Origin of the sequence: Sphingomonas sp. IW22, from assembly GCF_041321155.1 — a bacterium.
In the GTDB taxonomy this organism is placed as follows: Bacteria; Pseudomonadota; Alphaproteobacteria; order Sphingomonadales; family Sphingomonadaceae; genus Sphingomonas.
This window is the reverse complement of record NZ_JBGGWB010000001.1, coordinates 602,527-622,902: the sequence shown is the minus strand read 5'-3', so window position 1 is coordinate 622,902 and position 20,376 is coordinate 602,527. Positions and strand designations below refer to the sequence as shown.

Genomic DNA, 20,376 nt, shown 5'->3' with positions numbered 1-20,376 from the left:
CTGCGCGAATCACGCAAGGAAATGTCGCGGTTGTTTTTACCAAAGCGCGTTTGCTGCGTCGCGTCAAACCGCGACGTCAGATCGCGTCGTCGTTCCGCTCACCCGTGCGGATGCGAAGCGCGGTTTCGACCGGAATGACGAAAATCTTGCCGTCGCCGATGCGACCCGTCTGGGCGGCGGCGGCGATCGCTTCGACCACCCGCTCGGCCAGGCCGTCGTCCACTACGACTTCCAGCTTCACCTTGGGGAGGAAGTCGACGACATATTCGGCGCCGCGGTAAAGTTCGGTATGTCCCTTTTGACGGCCGAAGCCCTTGGCCTCGGTCACGGTGATGCCGGACACGCCGACATCGTGCAGTGCCTCTTTCACCTCATCCAGCTTGAACGGCTTGATGATGGCCTCGATCTTTTTCACGCGACGAATCCCCGCTGTTGGAGCGACTGGGTCCAACATCCCTTGCCCGGCCGTTTGCATCAAGTGTGCCAGCGCGAAAAATGGCGCAAATGCAGCTTCGGCAGGCGCAGTCGAAGCTACGCCTGCCGAAGAAACGTGCAGATAATGCAATCGCTGCCCGATCCTTGGGCAGCTGGGTCAGCCGCGATCAGGCATAGGGGGGTTGATGCAACCCGCCGGGGCTGAGCGTGAAGATCTCGCACCCATCCTCGGTAATCCCGATCGAATGTTCGAATTGCGCCGACAGGCTGCGGTCGCGCGTCACTGCCGTCCAGCCATCGTCCAGCACCTTCACGTCCGGGCGGCCGATATTGATCATCGGTTCGATGGTGAAGATCATGCCGGGGCGCAGCTCCGGGCCGGTGCCGGGGCGGCCGACATGCACGACTTCCGGTGCGTCGTGGAAAAGGCGGCCGACGCCGTGGCCGCAGAAATCGCGCACCACGCCATAACGGTGCTTTTCGGCATGACGCTGAATGGCATGTGCGACATCGCCCATCGTATTGCCGGGTCGTGCCTGCTCGATACCAAGCATCAGGCATTCATATGTCACCTCGACCAGCCGCCGCGCTTTCAGCCCGACATCCCCGATCAGGTACATGCGGCTGGTGTCGCCGTGCCACCCGTCAAGCAGCGGGGTCACGTCGACATTCACGATGTCGCCGTCCTTCAGCACGCGGTCCGACGGAATTCCGTGGCAGACGACATGATTGATCGAGATGCACGAGCTGTGCGTATAGCCGCGATAGCCCAGCGTCGCGGGCACGGCGCCGCCCGCCAGCATCTTGTCACGGATCACGTCGTCGATCACGCGCGTTTCGGTGCCGGGCACCATTAGCGGGACGATTTCATCAAGGATCCGGGCGGCCAGACGGCCCGCGCGGTGCATACCGTCGAATGCATCGCGGCCATAAAGGTGGATCGCGCCGCTGCGCGACAGCGGGGCGTCGGGGGATACGGTCACATAGTCGGTCATCGCCGTGACATAGCCTTTTGGCCGGGACTTTGCGAGGGCCGGGGCGCACGCTATGCCCCTTGCCATGAGCGAACGCATCTGGACCGCCGGCCTTGCGGTTATCGGCGATGAGATCCTGTCCGGCCGGACACAGGACAAGAATGTCGCCCAGTTGGCGGTGTGGCTGAACGTCCAGGGGATTCGCTTGTCCGAGGTGCGGATGGTGGCCGACCGGACGTCCGCCATTGTCGAAGCGGTGAACACGCTTCGCACGCGATATGACTATTGCTTCACCACCGGCGGGATCGGCCCGACGCATGACGACATCACTGTCGATGCGATTGCCGAGGGGCTGGGCGTGCCCGTAGTCGTCCACCCTGAGGCGCGCGCCATGCTGGAAGCGCATTATGAAACGCGCGGCGGCCTGACCGACGCGCGGCTTCGCATGGCGCGCGTGCCGCAGGGGGCGGGCCTGATCCCGAATCGCATGTCGGGCGCGCCGGGAATCCGGCACGGCAATATCTTCATTCTCGCTGGCGTTCCCCACATCACCGCTGGCATGCTGGAAGCACTGACCGGCACGCTGGAAGGGGGGCGGCCACTTGTCAGCCGCACGGTCGGTTGCTGGGTGCCGGAAAGCGAAGTGGCAGATTTGCTGCGCGCGGTTGAGCGGGAGCATCGCGGGGAGAGCTGCGATGCGGCTGTCGCGATCGGCAGCTATCCCTTTTTCCGCGAAGGGCGGGTGGGTGCCAATTTCGTCGTGCGCGGGGCCGATCCCGACGCGGTCGATCGGTGCCTTAGTGATCTGACCGAACGGCTGAAGGTTGCCGGCTACGCAGTCGGCTCCGACGGGATCTGATCGGCTCCATCGAAAGCGGCGGACAACAAAAAAGCCACCCGCAGGGCGGGGGCTCGTCTTCGTGCGTCACTAGAGATCCGGATTGGCCGAGCGTTCGCGCGGCCAATCCGGACCGTGGCAATCAGAACGGACGGATCGTCTCGTTGTACGTTTCCCGGAACAGGACGTCGAACATATTTTTTCTCCTGAGAGGCAACAAAGCCTCGGAAGAGATGGTTAATTCGAAATTAACCTCGATACAAGATGCAGGTCGCTGCCTTGCGATAATCCGTTGTGCCGGAAAGGCGCAGTTAACCGCTTCGAAAGAGCTTGCGATTAGCGATTGGACACAATGTCGCTGGATGTGCCTTCGCTCGATCCGATTCCTAATGACGCGCCGCGTGCGTCGGCGACGCCATGTTTGGTGCAGCGCGCGCTGGCGCCATGGCGGCTGATGATCCTGGCCGAGGTCTGCAATTTCCCCGCCTTGCGTCGCGTTCTGGGATGTCGGCGGGCCGATATGCTGATCAACGATATCGCGGCCAGCGTGCGCGAGTTACTGCCGAACGCCCAAGTGATCTGTGTCGGCCGCGCCTTGATTGAAATCGCATTCGAAGGCGCTTTGCCCACCGATGCGGATGCGACGATCGACGTCATCGCCGCTCGATTCGCGGCGCCATTTGAAGTTGACGGGGAAGGGCATGCGGTCGAACTGATGTTGGCGGGTGCCGCCATTCCCAGTCATGAATGTGACGAGGTCCGCTTCGCCGAGGGTGCCGAAGCGGCACTCGAGGAAGCTCGCGCTGAAGAGAAGCCGGTTGTCCACGACCTAAGCCGGGCGCAGATTTGTTATGACCGCATGACGTTGATGCGGGACCTGTCCGTCGCCATCGGCAATGGGGAAGTGTTTCTTCAGTACCAGCCGAAGGTGCATCTGCGCCGGCAGGAGATCGTCAGCGTCGAGGCGCTGGTGCGCTGGCAGCATCCCGAACGCGGGTTGATCATGCCGGGCGAATTCATCGCGCTGGCCGAGGAATCGAACAAGATACGCGCCCTGACGCTCTGGACCATCCGGCAGGCGATGATCGATCAGTTGCTGCTGGCGGCGGGCGGCCATGATATCCCGGTTTTCGTCAACATCTCTGGCTTGCTGCTAGCAGATAGCGATTTCGTTGAAGAAGTGTGCCGGATGATGGACGGCGTGTCCGTCAGGATCGGCTTCGAAATCACCGAAACGGCTGTAATTCGCGATCCTGAGAGTGCGATCCGGCATCTGCGCATGTTTGACGAGATCGGCATCACCCTGGCGATAGACGATTATGGAGCCGGGTTGTCGAGCCTTGCCTATCTCAAGCAATTGCCTGCGCGCGAGCTGAAGATCGACAAGATGTTTGTGCTGGAACTGACCAGCAGCAACCGTGACCCGCTGATCGTTCGCTCGACGATCGACTTGGCCCATGCGCTTGACATGGAAGTCACGGCGGAGGGTGTCGAAACGCCTGCCGCGCTGGCGTTGTTGGGGGTGATGGGTTGTGACGTGGCGCAGGGCTTCCTGATCAGCCGCCCAATCGCGATCCAGGCGCTTCTGCAGTTCCTCGACGAGGAACGTCATTTGAGCGCGACGGCCGTTACGCGGCCCAGTTTCGGTCGGCCGGAAAGTTTCTGGAAGCGTGCCTGAGCGGTTTCGTTGACGCGAAATAAACCTTCGCGTGCCAGGGTGGGGATGTGTGGCTGATGAGACCCCTTGCCCGATTTGCGTTCGGCCTCTGCGCCTTGGTTGCGCTTGCGGGGGCATATGCCGACTCCGGCAGCCCCATTCCCGAACCCGTCGCAACCACGCTGGGCCGATCCCGCGACTTGATGCTTGCCGATACGAACGCCGCGTTCGCTCAGGCTGCTCTAGCCGAGCGACAGGCGTTGTCGATTGGCGATACCAGAATTCGGCGCGAGGCACTTGCCAGTGCGCGCTGGTTAGGTAGCGAGGCACTGGTTCGCAATGGCCATGGAGGTGCGGCCCTGCCGCTCACCGAAAGTGGTGCCCTTTTGGCGCGTTTGGCAGGCAAGCCGAAGCTTTATGGCGACATCCTGCTCGCGCGTGGTAGCATCTATGCCCAACAGGTGCGGGCCGCCGATGCGTTGCGAACATACCAGCAGGCGCACCGCGCCTTCATTGCGGCAGGCGACCGACGCGGACAGGCGATCGCCCTGCAAAGCATTGCAAACCTTTACATTGACGGACGCGATTTCGCACGCGCTGACCGATATTTCCAGCAGGCTGAAGACGCCTATGACAGCGACGATATGCTCGCTCTGGCGCTCTACAATAACCGGGCTACCGGGCTTTATGGTCAGGAGCGTTACGCCGACGCGATCACCGAGTATGACCGAGCGCTTCGCATTGCTCGCGCGCGAAACCTGATACCGCTGCAGGCACGGATCCTGGGAAATATAGTCAACGCGAACATTGAGCTTGGCAAGCTGGATATTGCGCAGCGCAATCTTAGTCAGGCATTGTCGATGCGGGCCAGACCAGGCGGTCGAGCGGCGCGTCTGCAGGTTGAAACCGTCGCAGCGCGACTGGCGCTTGCGCGTGGCAATATCGCCGAAGCTCGCCGATGGCTCGAAGCGGTCTTTACGAATGTCGATCCTGATGAAACGAATGCGGCGTTTCGGCAGGCGCATGTCGCGGCGGTCGACCTTTACAAGACAACTGGCGACGACGCGCGCGCGCTGGCGCATCTTGAGGCGCTCCGGCGGCTAACCGACGAAGAGACGCGACTGGCGGCGTCGACCAACACCGCGCTGATGGCGGCGCAGTTCGATTTCGCGAATCAGGAACTTCGGATCGCCCGGCTCAAGGCCGATGAACTGAGCGCCAGTGTGGAACTTGAACGTTCACGCGCGCGCTTCCAGCGCACCCTGTTGTTCGCGGTGGCGGGTGGTGCGGCGGTGATCGTCGGCTTGCTCAGCTTTGGCTTGGTGACCATCCGCCGCAGCCGCAATCAGGTTGCCGCGGCCAATGTCGAACTGGAGCGGAGCAACCATGCGCTCGCCAAGGCGCTCGCTGCCAAGACCGAATTCCTTGCGACGACCAGCCACGAGATTCGCACCCCCCTGAATGGCATTCTCGGCATGACCCAGGTGATGCTGGCCGACCGCGCCTTGCCGCTCGCGCAACGTGATCGGGTTCAGGTCGTGCACGGGGCGGGCCTGACGATGCGGGCGTTGGTCGACGACATCCTTGATGTGGCCAAGATGGAGAATGGCAATCTGACGGTCGCGCCGGAACCCGCCGACCTGCGTGCTGCCCTGACCGACGTCGCGCGCATGTGGGAGGAACAGGTCCGCGCCAAGGGGCTGACGTTCGAATGCGCGCTGGAATCGGCCCCCCGCTGGATCGAAACCGATGCTGGCCGTGTGCGCCAGCTGGTGTCGAACCTGCTGTCCAATGCACTGAAGTTCACCGAATCGGGGTCGATCGGGCTGAGTGCCATGGTTGAGGAGGATGGCCGGCACTTCAGCATTTCGGTTCGCGATACCGGCATCGGCATTCCGACTCACAAGCACGGCGAAATCTTCGAGTCGTTCAAGCAGGCCGATTCGACCACGACTCGGCAATATGGCGGCACCGGGCTGGGCCTTACCATCTGCCGCAATCTGGCGCGGGCACTGGGTGGCGACATTTCTTTGGCGAGCGATGTGGGCACCGGCGCCGTGTTCACGGTTCGCCTGCCCCTGATTGTGGCACAGGCGCCCGCGGATTTGCCGACCGCGCGGAACGACGATGCGCTGATCCTGCTGGAGGCGAACCCGATCGCGCGCAGCATGTTGCGCACGCTGCTGGCGCCTCGCGTGGGAGAGGTCGTGGCAGTCACCACGATCGAAGCGGCGATCGCCGCGATGGACGGCGCGACGCGGATTTTGGCCGATTTCGCGTCCATCGGTGACGATGACGATTCGCGTTTGCTGGCGCTTGCCACGCTTTCCGGCGCAGCGGCCGAATGGTCGGTCGCGACCTTCATTTTGTGGAAACAGCCGACAGAAGCTGTCCTTCAATGGCTCGCCCGGTCCAACCGTGTGACATTGATCGAAAAACCGATTGCAGGGCCCGCGCTGGCCGCGCGCCTTTTCGAGAGGAAGGCTGAAGGTGAACTGCCCCTTGCCTCGCATGCCGCATGATCGGATAGCAGGCCCCATGGTCGCAAACCTTATCCGTAACGGACATCAGTCGGAGAACCGGCGATGAACGTTCTATTCATTGAAGACGATGCGATGAACCGTCGCGTCGTCAGGGACATGCTTGACGTTGCCGGAGCCACGATGGCCGAGGCGGATCGAGCCGAAGAGGGGCTTCGCCGCATCGATGCGGAGGATTTCGACGTGATCCTCGTCGATCTGCGAATGCCCGGCATCGATGGGTTCGAAACGGTCGAGCGCATCCGTGCGCGTCCCGACGCAAAGGGCGAACTGCCCATTATCGTCGTGACGGCAGACACCGCGCCCGACCTCACCGAACGATGCAAGCGGCTGGGCGCGGACGAGGTGCTGTTCAAACCCGTGGCGATGGATGCGCTGTTCGACGCGATTGGCCGCATCCTTGCCGCACGGGCCGGCGAATCCGACCTTATCCTCTGACCGGGCTCAATCCTCGGCAATCAATGTGTGGTCGCGGGTGTCGCGCATCATCAGATAGGTGATGAGCGACACGCCGATCATGCCGGTGACATACCAGTAGAAACCGGCCTCATTCCCGGCATTCTTGAACCATAGCGCGATATATTCGGCCGTCCCGCCGAACACCGCGTTGGCGATGGCATAGGGCAGGGCGACGCCAAGCGTGCGGATATGGGCGGGGTACATCTCGGCCTTCACCACGCCCGAAATCGCGCTGTACCCACTGACGATCACCAGCGCGCCGACACAGATGGCGAACGCCGCCCACGGATCGCGTGTGCCCGCCAGCGTGGTGAAGATGGGATAGGTGAACAGCACGCCCATCACGCCAAAGCCGACCATCAGCGGCTTTCGCCCGATCCGGTCCGAAAGGGCACCGGCCATCGGCTGAATGGCCATGAACACGAACAGCGCGCCTGCGATGATTGCCGATGCGGTTTCGCGGGCGAACCCCGCCGTGTTCACGAGGAATTTCTGCATGTAGATCGAATAGGCATAGAAGGCGAGCGTGCCGCCCGCCGTCAGCAGCAGCACCGTCACACTCTCACGCGGGTGCTGCGCCCATAAGGTCCAAAAGCCCGATCGGGGGCCGTCCTTGCCGATATTGTGAAAGCTCTGCGTCTCCAGCAGCCCGCGTCGCAACCAGAAGACGCTGACCGCCAGCAACCCGCCGATTGCAAAGGGAATGCGCCAGCCCCAGGCATCGAGCGCGGCCTCGCTCATCACCATCTGGAGCACCAGCAGCACGCCCAGCGCCAGCAACTGCCCCGAAATCAACGTGACATATTGGAAGCTGGCGAAAAAACCCCGGCGGCCACGTCCCGCCATCTCGGACAAATAGGTCGCGCTGGCGCCGTATTCGCCGCCGACCGACAACCCCTGGAGCAACCGCGCCGCCAGCAACAGCGCCGGCGCCAGCACGCCTGCCGTGGCATAGGTCGGCGCGACCGCGATGATCAGCGACCCCGCGCACATCAGTGCGACCGACAGGGTCAGCCCCGCCTTGCGCCCGTGCCGGTCGGAATAGACGCCCATCAGCCACCCGCCGATGGGTCGCATGAAAAAGCCCAGGGCAAATACGGCCGCCGCCTGAAGCAATTCGACCGTCGGGTCGCCAGAGGGAAAGAAATGCGGCGCGAAATACAGGGTGAAGGCCGCATAGGCGTACCAGTCATACCATTCGACCAGATTGCCGGCCGATCCGCCAATGATCGAACGAAGCCGCATTGCCCGGCCGGGAGGGGTCGCATCTGCCATCCCGATGCTTCTAGGCCAGCACCGTTCCGCCGCAAAGCGCGGTATCCGGGCTTGAAATCGGCGGCCATCGGGCGTAGGGCGCGGGCAACGTGCGAGGGGTGCCCTTCGGCGACCCCTGTTTCATTGCGCTAGAAGATCGGAGTCAGACGGCCTTATGCAAATCATCGTTCGCGACAACAATGTCGACCAGGCGCTGCGGGCGCTCAAGAAGAAGCTGCAGCGTGAGGGCGTCTATCGCGAGATGAAGCTGCGCCGTCACTATGAAAAGCCTAGCGAAAAGCGTGCGCGTGAGCGCGCCGCCGCGGTCCGCCGCGCGCGCAAGCTGGAGCGTAAGCGCCTGGAGCGCGACGGCGCCCGTTAAGGTGCCCGACCGGCCGGTCCCCTTGGGCCGGCCGTTCGTTTTCTGAACATTACTGACCGGGCGGCCGGGCGCTTGATGCCCGCGCGCCAGTACTAGGACCGCGCATCATGTCGATCACCGCCGTGCCGATTCAGCCCGTCAAGCGCGGTTATGTCGTCTGGTTGTGGGTCGCCATCGCCGCCGCGTTGGTCCTGTCCTTCGCGCTTGCGTGGAAGGGGACGGCCGGCGTGGTCGCCGAAACCGGCACCAACGCCCAGTTCCTGTCCTATAACGCCGGTCAGCCCGGCGTCGTCGAGACCGAGAGCGGCCTGCAATATCGGGTGCTTGAAGCCGGGCAGGGCGGCGCGACGCCCACCGATGCGGACCTGGTTCTGGTCAATTATTCGGGCAAGCTGCGCGACGGCACGGTGTTCGACGAGAGCCGTCAGCCGACGCCCCTGTCGCCCAAGGGCGTCGTCCCCGGCTTTGCCGAGGCGCTGAAGCTGATGCCCAAGGGCGCCAAGTATCGTGTCTGGATGAAGCCCGAACTGGCCTATGGCGCGTCGGCCCAGACCAACCCGCAAACCGGGCAGGAAGTGATCCCGGCCGACTCGCTGCTCGTGTTCGACATCGAGATGGTCGATTTCATGCCTGAAGCGGTGATTCGCCAGATGCAGATGCAGCAGATGATGCAGTCCCAGGGCGAGGGCGGTGCTCCGGGTCAGGGCGCTCCCGAAGGCGCAGCGCCGCAGCGCTGATTACGCGCGGGGCGTGCTGCCTCCGCGATTTCTCTCGACCAGCGATCCGCACACCGGTTCATCGCCGGTGCGCGTTCGCAATCAATGTCGCGATTCGCGGCGCGGCATGACCGTCTCCGAACGGATTATGCGCCCGCGCCATCGCGGCATAAGCGGCAGGGTCGTCCAGCAGCCGGACGCATTCTGATAGGATGCGGCCGGGCTCGGTCCCGACCAATCGCGCAGTGCCTGCCGCCACGGCTTCGGATCGTTCGGTTGTCTCGCGCATGACCAGCACCGGTTTGCCTAATGCCGGTGCCTCTTCCTGCACGCCGCCCGAATCGGTCAGAACGATTGTCGACAGGTCCAGCGCACGAATGAAGTTGGGATAATCGAGTGGTTCGACGCGCGCGACATTGGGCCGGTCGCCCAGCGCCGCGTCCATGACCGATCGCACCGCCGGATTGGGGTGGCAGGGGAACACCACCGCCACATCGGACCGCGTGGCCAGGCCATCAATGGCGCGCGCGATCCCCGCCATGCCGTCCCCGAAATTCTCACGCCGATGCGTCGTCACCAGCACGATGCGCTTGCCCGCGAATCGCTCTGCCAACGCGTCCATCTCCGCCGAAAGGGCGGGGCGCTCGGCAAGGCGCGCGCGTGTCCATTGCAGCGCGTCGATCACGGTGTTGCCGGTCACATGAATGGCGGCCGGGTCGACATTCTCGCGCCGCAGCGCCTGCGCCGCCGTCTCGGTCGGCGCGAAATGAAGGTCGGCAATCGGTGCGATCAGCCGCCGGTTCACTTCCTCTGGCCAGGGGTGGTGGATATCTCCCGACCGCAGGCCTGCCTCCACATGCGCGACCGGTAGCTTGCGATAATAGGCAGCGAGCGCACCGGCCATGGCGGTCGCGGTATCCCCCTGCACCACGACCCGCGCGGGTCGGTCTGCGTCCAAAACCTCGCCCAGGCCGGTCAGCAAGCGTGCCGTCAGCCGGTCGAGCGACTGGCCGGGCTCCATCAGGTCGAGGTCGATGTCGGGCCGCAACCCGGCAATTTCGAGCACCTGATCCAGCAGCCCGCGATGCTGCGCCGTGACGCAGACACGCACGTCCAGTTCAGGCTTCGCGCGTAAGGCGGCGATCACGGGAAACATCTTGATGGCTTCGGGGCGGGTGCCGAATACGACGAGAATGCGGGTCATTACCCGCCTGTATCATGGCATCGCTCGCGACGCCCGGATCGTGTCAGACCGCTGGTACCGCCGCAGGGCGCGCGCGAATCATCTGCGCGGCCAGAAGCGACAGGGCGGCGGCGGCGATGTCGACCAACCAGTCGTTCATCTCGGCGGCCCGCCCCACCGCCATCCAGCCTTGAACCAGCTCGATAGCCGCACCGAACAGCGCGTAACCCAGCCACTGAACGAACGGACCGATCCGCGGCCACGCAAAGGCGCTGATGGCGGGCAAAACGGCAAAAGCCAGGATGTGGCGCTGCTCACCCGATTCGATGATCATGCCCAATGAACCGGGCACCAGGGCGAAAAAGGTAACCCCCGCGGCCGCCACCACGAACAGGATGCGCATCACCATCTGGGTCATGGTGCGTCCTTCGCACTTGCGGTAAGGCCCGTCCAGCCGGGCGGGGCCGTGGGTCGCACGGCCCGTCGCGGATCAGACCGCGCTGGTCGGATTGCTTGCCAGCTTGGCTTCGAGCGCGGCGATACGGGCCTTCAGCGCGTCATTTTCGTCGCGCGCAGCAGCAGCCATCGCCTTTACCGCTTCGAATTCCTCACGCGCCACGAAATCCAGCCCGCCGATCCATTCGCGCGCACGTTCCCGCGCCGCCGATTCAGCCTCGCGGCCCATGCCGGCCAGCGTACCCGCAGCGCCGTTCAGCAGCTTGGCGAAGTCGTCGAAAATGCGGTTCTCGGTCTGCATGTGCTGAAAATCCGTTTGGAGCCGAAGCGATAGGGTCAAAGGCGAATTTGGGTGGTCGTCCCCGAAGGAACAAGGGTCTCCCCCGCAGGGTTGCGGCGGTCGATGTCCCAGGCCAGCAACGACGCGAAGCTGAGCCACGCCAGATAGGGGACCATCAACCACGCCGCCGCGCGCCGCACGCGGGCAAATGCAAATGTGGTGGCAATCGCGAGCGCCAAGATGGCGAGGATCAGCACCGCCGACATGCTCACTAGGTGCAGCCCGAAAAACACCGGCGTCCATGCGAAGTTGAGCAGCAACTGGGCGACGAACAGGCCGATCGCGACATTGCGACCGCGTGCGCCTCGGGCGTTCAGGATCAGGGCCAGCGCCACGCCCATCAGTGCGTAGAGCAGCGTCCACGCGACCGGAAACGCCCAGCCCGGCGGCTGCCATTCGGGCTTGGCCAGTGCCAGATACCATTGGTTTTCGTCGCCCGACGGTGCCGACCGGCCTGACAGAAAGCCGAGCAGCAGGATAATTGGCACAGTCACCGCGATGCGGCGGGCCAGCGAACGCCGCAATTGGCCCTTTGACGCGATCTCGCGCATCGCAACCCTTATGCTTTAATGGTGCCCGAAATGGCATCCCGCCCTAGCTTGCGGCGCGCGCGGCATCAATCCTGTGCGGCTCGATGCGCGGCGATCAGGAATTCGACATTGCCCTCCGGCCCGGTGATCGGGCTTTCGGTAACGCCCTCCACAGTCCAGCCGATCCCAGTCAGCCAGTCGCGAACCTCTTCACACACACGGGCATGGACGGCGGGATCGCGCACGACGCCGCCCTTGCCGACCTCATCACGGCCCGCCTCGAACTGCGGCTTGATCAGCGCCATCAGCCGACCGCCGGCCGCGACAAAGGACAGCGGCTGCTCCAGCACCTTGGCCAGCCCGATGAAGCTGGCGTCGCATACCACCAGATCGACGGGTTCGGGGATGTGCGCGTCGGTCAGGACGCGGGCGCTGGTCTGTTCGTGAACGATGACGCGTGCGTCCTGCCGCAATTTCCACGCGAGCTGATTGGTCCCCGAATCGACGGCATAAACCCGCGCGGCGCCGCGCGTCAGAAGCACGTCGGTAAAGCCGCCGGTCGATGAGCCGACGTCGATGGCGACGGCCCCGGTCACGTCCCATCCGAATTGGCCGAGCGCGTGGTCCAGCTTGATCCCGCCACGCGACACCCATGGGTGATCGCGCCCGCGCACCTCAATCTCTGCATCCTCGGCCAGCGACTGGCCCGGCTTGTCCAGCTTGCGCGTGCCGGAAAAGACCAGCCCCGCCATCACCAGCGCCTGCGCGCGGGTTCGGCTTTCAGCAAGGCCGCGGTCGACGATCAATTGGTCCAGGCGCTTTTTTGGCATTGCCGCTCATAACCACCGGGCGTCCGTCGCAAAAGGGCCAGACACGAGTAACGCCATATTGTCCATCAACCCGATAGGGATTAGATAAGCGGCGACGGGGCCGGTTGTGCCCGGCGTGTCCCTAGTACGATCTGGCCAGCCGCGTCCCGTCACCGATTAGAAAAGGACAGGCGATGACAATCTTTACCGATGCCCCCAATCGCCCTGTCATCTTGACGGTGCCAGGGCTGGGCGGTTCGGGACCGACCCATTGGCAGACGCTGTGGGAACAGGACATTCCCGACACGCACAGGGCCGAGCTTGGCATGTGGGACAAGCCGGAGCGAAATGCGTGGGTCACCAGATTGAACCAGTCCATTTGCGACGCGCGCGCGCCGGTGGTGCTGGGGGCGCACAGCCTGGGCTGTCTGGCGGTCGCGTGGTGGGCCATGGGGGCGCCCCGGCCCTTTCGCGGGCCCGTCGCGGGAGCGTTGCTGGTGGCGCCGCCGGATGTCGATCGCAGCGGCGCGCATCCTGATCTGCTCTCATTCAAGCCGTCACCGCGCCGGCCGCTTCCCTTTCCGTCGATCGTCGTTGCCTCCAGCGACGATCCATGGATCGAAATCGAGCGCGCACGTGATCTGGCCAGCCAGTGGTGCAGCCACTTCGTCGATGCGGGTCCAAAGGGTCATCTGAACGCCGCAAGCGACATCGGCGGTTGGGCGGCGGGGCGGGCATTGTTGAACCGCGTTCTTGATGCCGCCGCCGACAATAGTGGAAAGCCGCGCACCGTTGCGGATGCGCGGCGGGTGCTGGCGACCGAACCCGCCGAACGCGATCGGCTACGCTGACCGTTCACATTGGCGGGACTGCCGCGCGCAATTCTTCGATCCACGCCCGCGCCGTACCGTCCGACGGCGCGCGCCAGTCGCCGCGTGGCGAAAGCGCACCCGCCGCCGCGACCTTTGGCCCGTTGGGTATGGCCGACCGCTTGAACTGGCTGGTGCGGAAAAACCGGTCGAGAAAGCTTTCCAGCCACTTGACGATCGTCGGCAGGTCATAGGCGCCGCGCGCATCGTCGGGCAGGTTGGCGGGCCAGTGCCCCGCCGCCGCATCGGCCCATGCGTGCCACGCCAGAAACGCGATCTTCGACGGTGCCAGCCCCTGCCGCACGATATGGTGCAGAAAGAAATCGTGCAGCGCATAGGGGCCGATCCGACCCTCGGTCGACTGCATCGCGCCCGTATCGTCGGCGGGGATCAGTTCGGGGCTGATTTCCGTCGACAGGATCGTCTCGAGCACGGCGGCGACCGCATCGTCATATTGGCCGCTGGCGATGGTCCAGCGGATCAGGTGCTGGATCAGCGTTTTGGGCACGCCGGCATTGACCGCATAATGGCTCATCTGGTCGCCGACGCCGTAAGTGCACCAGCCCAGCGCCAGTTCGGACAGGTCGCCCGTGCCCAGCACGATCCCCTCCCGCTGATTGGCCAGCCGGAACAGATAATCGGTGCGAAGCCCGGCCTGCACATTTTCGAACGTGACGTCGTATTGCGGCTCACCCGCCGCAAAGGCGTGGCCCATGTCGCCCAGCATCTGGCGCGCGGCGGGGCGGATATCGATTTCGTCGCCGGTGATGCCCAGCGCCCGCATCAGGCCCCATGCGCTGGCCTTGGTCGCCTCTCCCGTGGCAAAGCCTGGCATGGTGAAGCCCAGAATGTCGCTGCGGGGGCGGCCCAGCCGGTCGAACGCCTTGGCCGCGACCAGCAGCGCGTGGGTCGAATCCAGCCCGCCCGACACGCCGATCACCAGCCGCTTGGCGCCGGCGGCGGTCAGGCGCTTTCTCAAGCCCTCGACCTGAATGTTGAACGCCTCGTAACAGTCGGCGTCCAGCGTTTCGACAGCTTCGGGGACGAAGGGGTAGCGGTGGACCGTCCGGCGCAGACCCACATCGGCGAAATCAGGCTGATGGTCGAAACCGATCCGGCGAAAGCGAACTTCGGGATGGCCGTTCGCCGCCGCGCAATCGTTGAACGTGCCGGTCCGCGCGCGCTCCAGCCGCAATCGCCCGGCATCGACATCGGCCACCACCAGCTCCCCCGCCAGGTCGAAGCGGTCGGATATGGCCAGCAGATCGCCCAGCTCGTGGATCATGCCTTGCCCGTCCCAGGCAAGGTCGGTGGTGCTTTCCCCCGGACCCGTCGCCGAATAGACATAGGCGCACAGGCCCCGCACCGATTGCGCCGACGACAGCGCCATGCGCTCCCGCGCCTTGCCGATGACGATATTCGATGCCGACAGGTTGCCGCAGATCAGCGCCCCGGCCAGCGCGCCCGCCGTCGATGGCGGCAGCGGCGCCCAGTAATCCTCACAGATTTCGGCATGAAAGATGAAGTCGGGCACGTCCGACGCGGCAAAGATCAGGTCGGTGCCGAACGGCGCCACCTGTCCCGCGACCACAATGTCCAGCCCGGTCAGCCCGACGCCCGGCGCGAACCAGCGCTTCTCGTAATATTCGCGGTAATTCGGCAGGAAGCTTTTGGGCACGACGCCCAGCACCCGACCGCGCGCGACGGCGACGGCGCAGTTATAGATGCGGCCATTGCGGCGCACCGGTGCGCCCAGCAACAGGACGGGGCGCAGCGCGGCGCTGGCCTCGATCACGCGCATCAGTGCCGCCTCCACGCCCGACAGCAGCGCGTCCTGCAGATGCAGGTCGTCAATGGCATAGCCGCTGAGGTTCAGTTCGGGGAACACCACCAGGTCGATAGACTGTGCGTCGGCGTGACGGGCCAGTTCGATTGCGTGATCGGCCGCGCTGGCGGGATCGCCGACCACGCCCGGCGGCGTCGCGGCGGCGACGCGGACAAAGCCATGAGCGTGATGCGACCAGAAACGATGCGTCAAGAAAGCGCCTCCTCGAACAATTCCAGTGCGACGCGGATCGCGGCGATGCGCGTCGGGCCGCGACCGATATCACCGAAATGCTCCTCGCGGTGGATCGTTTCGCCGTCGCGCCGCGCACAGCCGAAATGGACGAGGCCCGGCTCGTCCTCCGGCGCGCCACGCCCGGCAAAACCGGTAACGGCGACCGCGACATCGGCATGACTGGCGTTCAGCGCCCCCTGCGCCATCGCCACGGCCACCTCGCGGCTGACGGCATGGCACTGCTCGACCATGTCGCGCGCCAGCCCCAGCAATTCGCACTTGGCGTCATGCGAATAGGTGACGAACCCACGTTCGAACGCCGACGAACACCCCTCCACATCGGTCAACAGCGATGCCAGCAGGCCGCCGGTACAGCTTTCCGCCGTCGCCAGCGCGCGTTCGGTGTCGCATGCGCGTTTCAGGACGCGGCGTGCCATCGCCTCGATATCGTCGGGCAGGACGGGTGACAGGGTTTCGGTTTCGCTCATGCCCGCCGGTTTAAGGGGCGGGCAGGCGCTTCGCCAATAGACGCAGGTTATCCGCGCTCGATCAGCCCTTTGCCGCGTAAAGCAGCGCGCCTTCACCCAGATGATCGAACACGCGCGCCAGTTCGGTTTCGCCGACCGCGAAACAGCCCTGGCTGCGGCCAAGCTTGCCGTGGCGGCTCAGCATGTCCTTGTTGGCATACCATGCGCCGTGAATCACGATCGCGCGGTCCATCGCATTGGAATTGGTGGGGTCCAGCCCGATCAGCCGCTGCGATCGACCATGCTGACCGACATAATAGTTGCTGGCGATGAACGCGCCCTCGCACGTCGCTTCAGACCCGTTCTCGTTCGAGAACTGCTGAAGAAAGGCGGTGTGGCCGGGGTCTGACCCAATGCCGTGCGCGACCAGCAGCTTGTCGATGCGGCCATTGGCAATGTCGATCAGCGCCAGTCGCGAGCGATAGGATGCGGGCGTAAAGTCGACGATGGCGATCCGGTCGCGCTGGCGAAGCTGGTTGCCCTTTGCATCCAGCGCGGCAAGCGCGCGGTCCAGCAGCGGCTGCGACACACCGGCGATGCGCGGCGCGGGCGCCGGCTGTGCCGGGACTGGCGCGGGCCGGGGTGCGACGGGCGGCGGCGGGGCCTTGTCGGCGACGCTGCTGACCTGTTGCAGCGGCTCGCGCATACAGCCGGGGACGAAAAGCGCGGCGGCGGTGATGCCACCGGCGCGGAGCATCCGTCGGCGGGATGCGGGAGTGTTCAACACGTCGTTCACCATGCGGCAGGCTTGGTCGATGTTCGAAGCATGGCACCGCTATAGCATGAAAAGGGTTGCTTTTCGGTGCATTGGCGCGCGTGTTCCGGCCTCTTGCCGTATTGAGGCCACGCCTTGCCGACAACGGCACGGCTCTTGCGGTGAGTTGTTGGCGATCGTGCGGGCGATTCAGGCCGCGCGCGGCAAATGGCCCGGCCAATCATCAGCCTTCAGTTCGGGAAGCGCACATAGCGCGCCGCGATCCCCATTAAACGTGATGGCATCGGCGGCAAAACGCACGCGCGCGGGTTCGACGGCGTGCAGCGTCTCTCCCACGCCGCCCAACCCGCCGCAGCTGACGACCAGATATTCGATGGCATGATCCTGACAGCCGAGCATCGCGTCGACCACATGGCCGATGGCTTCACCGCTTTCGTCGACAACCTTGGCGCCGGCGACCTGGCCCATTGCGAACTTGTCCTGCCCGTGTTCGCGCGCGCTGCGCTGCTGCGCACGCTCACCACCCCGATCGTATCGCGCCTGCCGACCCAGCCAGCGCCAGATGCCGACGGCATTGACGAAGGTGAGGAAACCGTTGGTCAGCAACAAATTGGTCTGCCCCGATGTCAGTCCCACGATCGACCACGCCACCGACCCGACCGAGAACACGACAAAGCCCCATCCGGTCACGCGTGCGCCCAGATTGGCGGCAGTCATCATCGCAGCGATCATCGTCGCGGCCGGCGCGATCCATCCCGCAAGTTCGGCAAGCGGCATAAGCGTTCCTGTCCAGTTGCGGCGCCTGAACGCGGGCTGTGGCGGCGTCGTTCCAAATGGTCATCCGGTAAGAATTGACCACAACCGCCCGCCGGGTCAGCTTCGTCACGGGAAGGGGACCGATCCATGGCCGAACGCAAGCTGATCGCCGGACATGCGGTGCGCCGCGTGCGTCGACAGGCCGGGCTGACCCAGGCCGCCATGGCGGAGGCGCTCGACATCTCGCCCAGCTATCTCAATCTGGTGGAGCGCAATCAGCGTCCCGTGTCGGCAACATTGCTGGTGCGTCTGGCCGAGCGGTTCGATTTCGACGCGCGCGCGCTGGCGGCGGGAGAGCCGGGGGGCGGCGCGGCGGCAATGCGGCGGCGGCTGGCCGATCCGATGTTCGCCGACCTCGACATCGACCGGGCCGAGCTGGAGGAATGGCTGGCGGGCGCGCCCGGCGGTGCAGAGGCATTTGCCCGCGCATTCGATTCGCGCCGCGCGGGCGGGGGCGGCGGTGCCGACGACGCGAATCACCGCGTCGCGCATGATGTGCGTCGTGCCATCGAACATTGGCGCAATCACTTCGCCGATCTGGATCTGGCGGCGGAGGCGCTGGCCGATGAGCTGCGGCTGGGCAGCGGCGATCTGGGACAGGCGATTGCCGACCGGTTGCGAAGCCGCCACCAGCTGTCCGTCCGTATCCTGCCGGTGGACGTGATGCCCGACCGGCTGCGGCGGCTGGACCTGCACGCGCGCCAGCTTCAGCTGTCCGAACTTCTCGACCCCGCCAGCCGCGTGTTTGCGATGGCCGAACGGCTGGCGGCTGAGGCGCAGGGGGAAGTGGACGCACTGGTCCGCGGCGCCGCCTTTGCCGACCGGGTGGCTGAGCGCCTGTTCCGGCGGCACGTCACCGGCTATTTCGCGGCGGCGGTGATGATGCCCTATGCCCGGTTCCTGCGCGCGTGCGAGGCGACGGGATATGACATCGAATTGCTCCAGCGCCGCTTCGGGGCGGGCTTCGAACAGGTCGCCCACAGGCTGACCACGCTGCAACGCGTCGGCTCGCGCGGGCTGTCCTTCTTCATGCTGCGCGTCGATCGGGCGGGGCAGGTGTCAAAACGCTATGCCGGGGCCAGTGCCGCGCCGCTGGTAGAGGGCGGATTATGCCCGTTATGGGACGTGTTCGAGGCGCTGGCCCGACCCGGCGAGTTGCTGACGCAATTGGTGGAGACTGAAGACGGCGCCCGCTGGCTGACGATGGCGCGCAGTGTTCAGCCGCATTCGGCGCGCATCGGCGGCGTGCGCGGGCGCTTTGCCGTGGTGGTCGGCGTCGCCGCTGCCGAAGCAGGGTCGCTGGCGGCGGCACGGGGGCTGGATCTTGCCGGGCGGGCGACACCGATCGGGCTTGGCTGCACCGCCTGTACCCGCCCCAACTGTCCCCAGCGCAGCGCGCCGCCCACCGGACGCACCCGCATCGTCAACGATCGCGACGCGGGGCTGAGCCCGTTCGTCTTTGCCCCCGATTAACCGGCGAAGGTCTGGAACAGCAGCGTCAGATTTAGCCCGATCACCGCGAAACAGATGCCCCACGCAATGACCTTAAGCGCCGGGCCGTTGACGAAACCGCCCATCAGCTTGCGGTCGCTGGTGAACTGAACCAGCGGCCAGACGGCAAAGGGCAATTGCAGGCTGAGGACCACCTGGCTCAACACCAGCAGCCGCGCGGTGCCGCTTTCGCCGTAAAGCGCCGCCACTACTGCCGCGGGCACGATGGCGATCAGGCGGGTAACGATCCGGCGCAGCCACACCGGCATGCGCAGGTGCAGGAACCCCTCCATCACGATCTGCCCGGCCAGTGTCCCGGTGATCGTCGAATTCTGTCCCGAGGCCAGCAGCGCGACCGCGAACAGCGTGCTGGCGAGCCCGGCGCCCAGCATCGGGGTCAGCAGCTGGTACGCGTCCTGTATCTCGGCAATGTCGTTGCGCCCGGCGGTGTGAAAGGTCGCAGCCGCCAGGATCAGGATCGACGCGTTGATGCAAAAGGCCAGCGCCAACGCCACGGTCGAATCGATGGTCGCCAGTTTCAGCGCGTCGCGCTTGCCCGCCTCATCCTGAACGAACGACCGCGTCTGGACGATCGAGCTGTGCAGATACAGGTTATGGGGCATCACCGTCGCGCCCAGAATGCCGATGGCGATATACAGCATCGCAGGATTGGTGACGATCTGGGGTGAGGGGACCAGCCCGCGTGCAACGGCGGCGAAATCGGGCTGGGCCAGCGCCAGCTCGACCGCGAAGCAGGCCGCGATGATGACCAGCAGCGCAATGATGAACGCCTCCAGCTTGCGAAAGCCAAAGCGTTGCAGCGCCAGGATCAGCATCACGTCGACCGCCGTGATCGCAATGCCCGCGACCAGCGGAATACCGAACAGCAATTGCAGCGCGATGGCCGTGCCGATCACCTCGGCCAGATCGCAGGCGATGATCGCCAGCTCGCACAACGCCCACAGCACCCAGCGCGCGGCCGGCCCATATTGCTCGGCACAGGCCTGTGCCAGATCGCGGCCCGCGACGATACCCAGCTTGGCCGACAGCGATTGCAGAACCATCGCCATCAGGTTCGACAGCAGGATGACCGAAAGCAGCGTGTATCCGAACGCCGATCCGCCGGCCAGATCGGTGGCCCAGTTGCCGGGGTCCATATAACCCACCGCGACCAGATAACCCGGCCCGGCAAATGCCCCCAGCTTGCGCCAGAACTGGCCGCTGCCCGCCGGCGGCACGGGTACGCTGCGATAGCTTTCGGGCAAGCTGGGCGTTCGAATATCGCCGTCCATCAATCCCCCGGCGGCTGGTGGCGGTGCCATGATC

Annotated in this window: 21 protein-coding genes; 8 read left to right on the top strand and 13 right to left on the bottom strand. The window is 65.0% G+C overall.

From position 1 onward, the window contains the following. Positions 1–76 precede the first annotated feature (76 nt). A complete protein-coding gene (locus ACAX61_RS03115; RefSeq protein WP_370713356.1) occupies positions 77–415 on the bottom strand; it encodes a P-II family nitrogen regulator in 339 nt (112 codons plus the stop codon). 187 nt (positions 416–602) lie between these two features. Beyond that, entirely contained in the window at positions 603–1,430 is an 828-nt protein-coding gene (gene map / locus ACAX61_RS03110) for a type I methionyl aminopeptidase (protein ID WP_370713355.1), read from the bottom strand. A gap of 64 nt (positions 1,431–1,494) precedes the next feature. Here map and ACAX61_RS03105 point away from each other — a divergent pair, with 64 nt between their 5' ends. From ACAX61_RS03105 to ACAX61_RS03090, 4 genes are all read left to right on the top strand, one after another. Further along, the gene (locus ACAX61_RS03105) at positions 1,495–2,268 is read left to right on the top strand and encodes a competence/damage-inducible protein A (protein WP_370713354.1); all 774 of its coding nucleotides are present in this window, start codon (positions 1,495–1,497) and stop codon (positions 2,266–2,268) included. A gap of 403 nt (positions 2,269–2,671) precedes the next feature. Beyond that, positions 2,672–3,925: an EAL domain-containing protein gene (locus ACAX61_RS03100; RefSeq protein WP_370713353.1), complete on the top strand. Its 1,254-nt coding sequence runs from the start codon at positions 2,672–2,674 to the stop codon at positions 3,923–3,925. 95 nt (positions 3,926–4,020) lie between these two features. Next, on the top strand, positions 4,021–6,426 hold the full coding sequence (locus ACAX61_RS03095; RefSeq protein ID WP_370713352.1) for a tetratricopeptide repeat-containing sensor histidine kinase: 2,406 nt from the start codon (positions 4,021–4,023) through the stop codon (positions 6,424–6,426). Positions 6,427–6,489: 63 nt separating this feature from the next. Beyond that, the gene (locus tag ACAX61_RS03090; RefSeq protein ID WP_370713351.1) at positions 6,490–6,882 is read left to right on the top strand and encodes a response regulator; all 393 of its coding nucleotides are present in this window, start codon (positions 6,490–6,492) and stop codon (positions 6,880–6,882) included. 6 nt (positions 6,883–6,888) lie between these two features. Here ACAX61_RS03090 and ACAX61_RS03085 read toward each other — a convergent pair whose 3' ends face one another. After that, positions 6,889–8,178, bottom strand: a complete 1,290-nt coding sequence (locus tag ACAX61_RS03085; RefSeq protein WP_370713350.1) for an MFS transporter — start codon at positions 8,176–8,178, stop codon at positions 6,889–6,891. Between the two features lie 154 nt (positions 8,179–8,332). On the opposite strand from ACAX61_RS03085, the gene rpsU reads away from it, so the two are divergent. Continuing rightward, positions 8,333–8,539, top strand: a complete 207-nt coding sequence (rpsU, locus tag ACAX61_RS03080) for a 30S ribosomal protein S21 (protein ID WP_034160206.1) — start codon at positions 8,333–8,335, stop codon at positions 8,537–8,539. A gap of 107 nt (positions 8,540–8,646) precedes the next feature. Then, positions 8,647–9,276, top strand: a complete 630-nt coding sequence (locus ACAX61_RS03075; protein WP_370713349.1) for an FKBP-type peptidyl-prolyl cis-trans isomerase — start codon at positions 8,647–8,649, stop codon at positions 9,274–9,276. A 58-nt stretch (positions 9,277–9,334) separates the two neighbouring features. On the opposite strand, the gene wecB is transcribed toward ACAX61_RS03075, so the two are convergent. From wecB to ACAX61_RS03050, 5 genes are all read right to left on the bottom strand, one after another. Beyond that, positions 9,335–10,459: a non-hydrolyzing UDP-N-acetylglucosamine 2-epimerase gene (gene wecB, locus ACAX61_RS03070; protein ID WP_370713348.1), complete on the bottom strand. Its 1,125-nt coding sequence runs from the start codon at positions 10,457–10,459 to the stop codon at positions 9,335–9,337. 43 nt (positions 10,460–10,502) lie between these two features. Continuing rightward, on the bottom strand, positions 10,503–10,841 hold the full coding sequence (locus ACAX61_RS03065; protein WP_370713347.1) for a hypothetical protein: 339 nt from the start codon (positions 10,839–10,841) through the stop codon (positions 10,503–10,505). Between the two features lie 87 nt (positions 10,842–10,928). Beyond that, positions 10,929–11,195 (bottom strand): accessory factor UbiK family protein, encoded by a 267-nt coding sequence (locus tag ACAX61_RS03060; protein WP_370713346.1) that lies wholly within the window; start codon positions 11,193–11,195, stop codon positions 10,929–10,931. A 35-nt stretch (positions 11,196–11,230) separates the two neighbouring features. Continuing rightward, on the bottom strand, positions 11,231–11,785 hold the full coding sequence (locus ACAX61_RS03055) for a TspO/MBR family protein (protein ID WP_370713345.1): 555 nt from the start codon (positions 11,783–11,785) through the stop codon (positions 11,231–11,233). Positions 11,786–11,850: 65 nt separating this feature from the next. Then, positions 11,851–12,594, bottom strand: a complete 744-nt coding sequence (locus ACAX61_RS03050) for a TlyA family RNA methyltransferase (RefSeq protein WP_370713344.1) — start codon at positions 12,592–12,594, stop codon at positions 11,851–11,853. Between the two features lie 173 nt (positions 12,595–12,767). On the opposite strand from ACAX61_RS03050, the gene ACAX61_RS03045 reads away from it, so the two are divergent. Further along, complete coding sequence (locus ACAX61_RS03045; RefSeq protein ID WP_370713343.1) at positions 12,768–13,424, top strand: RBBP9/YdeN family alpha/beta hydrolase; 657 nt, start codon at positions 12,768–12,770, stop codon at positions 13,422–13,424. Between the two features lie 4 nt (positions 13,425–13,428). Here the strand turns inward: ACAX61_RS03045 and ACAX61_RS03040 are convergent, their stop codons facing one another. From ACAX61_RS03040 to ACAX61_RS03025, 4 genes are all read right to left on the bottom strand, one after another. Beyond that, positions 13,429–15,480, bottom strand: coding sequence for an NAD(+) synthase (locus ACAX61_RS03040; RefSeq protein ID WP_370713342.1), 2,052 nt, complete (start codon positions 15,478–15,480; stop codon positions 13,429–13,431). Continuing rightward, complete coding sequence (locus ACAX61_RS03035) at positions 15,477–15,989, bottom strand: CinA family protein (RefSeq protein WP_370713341.1); 513 nt, start codon at positions 15,987–15,989, stop codon at positions 15,477–15,479. The genes ACAX61_RS03040 and ACAX61_RS03035 overlap by 4 nt, the downstream gene beginning before the upstream one ends. 61 nt (positions 15,990–16,050) lie before the next feature. Then, positions 16,051–16,725: a murein L,D-transpeptidase catalytic domain family protein gene (locus ACAX61_RS03030; RefSeq protein WP_370713340.1), complete on the bottom strand. Its 675-nt coding sequence runs from the start codon at positions 16,723–16,725 to the stop codon at positions 16,051–16,053. A 207-nt stretch (positions 16,726–16,932) separates the two neighbouring features. Then, on the bottom strand, positions 16,933–17,520 hold the full coding sequence (locus ACAX61_RS03025; RefSeq protein WP_370713339.1) for a PRC-barrel domain-containing protein: 588 nt from the start codon (positions 17,518–17,520) through the stop codon (positions 16,933–16,935). A gap of 126 nt (positions 17,521–17,646) precedes the next feature. On the opposite strand from ACAX61_RS03025, the gene ACAX61_RS03020 reads away from it, so the two are divergent. Beyond that, complete coding sequence (locus ACAX61_RS03020; protein WP_370713338.1) at positions 17,647–19,032, top strand: helix-turn-helix domain-containing protein; 1,386 nt, start codon at positions 17,647–17,649, stop codon at positions 19,030–19,032. Here the strand turns inward: ACAX61_RS03020 and ACAX61_RS03015 are convergent. Next, positions 19,029–20,372 carry an Nramp family divalent metal transporter gene (locus ACAX61_RS03015; protein ID WP_370713337.1) on the bottom strand — a complete coding sequence of 448 codons (1,344 nt, stop codon included), beginning with the start codon at positions 20,370–20,372 and terminating at the stop codon, positions 19,029–19,031. The genes ACAX61_RS03020 and ACAX61_RS03015 overlap by 4 nt on opposite strands. Positions 20,373–20,376: the final 4 nt, after the last annotated feature.

What these genes read in the sequence shown, in the direction of transcription:
- ACAX61_RS03025 (WP_370713339.1), bottom strand. Translation starts at nt 17,520, where the DNA reads ATGCCGCTTGCCGAACTTGCGGGATGGATCGCGCCGGCCGCGACGATG.
- ACAX61_RS03060 (WP_370713346.1), bottom strand. Translation starts at nt 11,195, where the DNA reads ATGCAGACCGAGAACCGCATTTTCGACGACTTCGCCAAGCTGCTGAAC.
- ACAX61_RS03030 (WP_370713340.1), bottom strand. Translation starts at nt 16,725, where the DNA reads ATGCTCCGCGCCGGTGGCATCACCGCCGCCGCGCTTTTCGTCCCCGGC.
- ACAX61_RS03055 (WP_370713345.1), bottom strand. Translation starts at nt 11,785, where the DNA reads ATGCGCGAGATCGCGTCAAAGGGCCAATTGCGGCGTTCGCTGGCCCGC.
- ACAX61_RS03015 (WP_370713337.1), bottom strand. Translation starts at nt 20,372, where the DNA reads ATGGCACCGCCACCAGCCGCCGGGGGATTGATGGACGGCGATATTCGA.
- ACAX61_RS03035 (WP_370713341.1), bottom strand. Translation starts at nt 15,989, where the DNA reads ATGAGCGAAACCGAAACCCTGTCACCCGTCCTGCCCGACGATATCGAG.
- ACAX61_RS03050 (WP_370713344.1), bottom strand. Translation starts at nt 12,594, where the DNA reads ATGCCAAAAAAGCGCCTGGACCAATTGATCGTCGACCGCGGCCTTGCT.
- rpsU (WP_034160206.1), top strand. Translation starts at nt 8,333, where the DNA reads ATGCAAATCATCGTTCGCGACAACAATGTCGACCAGGCGCTGCGGGCG.
- ACAX61_RS03090 (WP_370713351.1), top strand. Translation starts at nt 6,490, where the DNA reads ATGAACGTTCTATTCATTGAAGACGATGCGATGAACCGTCGCGTCGTC.
- ACAX61_RS03045 (WP_370713343.1), top strand. Translation starts at nt 12,768, where the DNA reads ATGACAATCTTTACCGATGCCCCCAATCGCCCTGTCATCTTGACGGTG.
- wecB (WP_370713348.1), bottom strand. Translation starts at nt 10,459, where the DNA reads ATGACCCGCATTCTCGTCGTATTCGGCACCCGCCCCGAAGCCATCAAG.
- ACAX61_RS03075 (WP_370713349.1), top strand. Translation starts at nt 8,647, where the DNA reads ATGTCGATCACCGCCGTGCCGATTCAGCCCGTCAAGCGCGGTTATGTC.
- map (WP_370713355.1), bottom strand. Translation starts at nt 1,430, where the DNA reads ATGACCGACTATGTGACCGTATCCCCCGACGCCCCGCTGTCGCGCAGC.
- ACAX61_RS03085 (WP_370713350.1), bottom strand. Translation starts at nt 8,178, where the DNA reads ATGGCAGATGCGACCCCTCCCGGCCGGGCAATGCGGCTTCGTTCGATC.
- ACAX61_RS03020 (WP_370713338.1), top strand. Translation starts at nt 17,647, where the DNA reads ATGGCCGAACGCAAGCTGATCGCCGGACATGCGGTGCGCCGCGTGCGT.
- ACAX61_RS03065 (WP_370713347.1), bottom strand. Translation starts at nt 10,841, where the DNA reads ATGCGCATCCTGTTCGTGGTGGCGGCCGCGGGGGTTACCTTTTTCGCC.
- ACAX61_RS03105 (WP_370713354.1), top strand. Translation starts at nt 1,495, where the DNA reads ATGAGCGAACGCATCTGGACCGCCGGCCTTGCGGTTATCGGCGATGAG.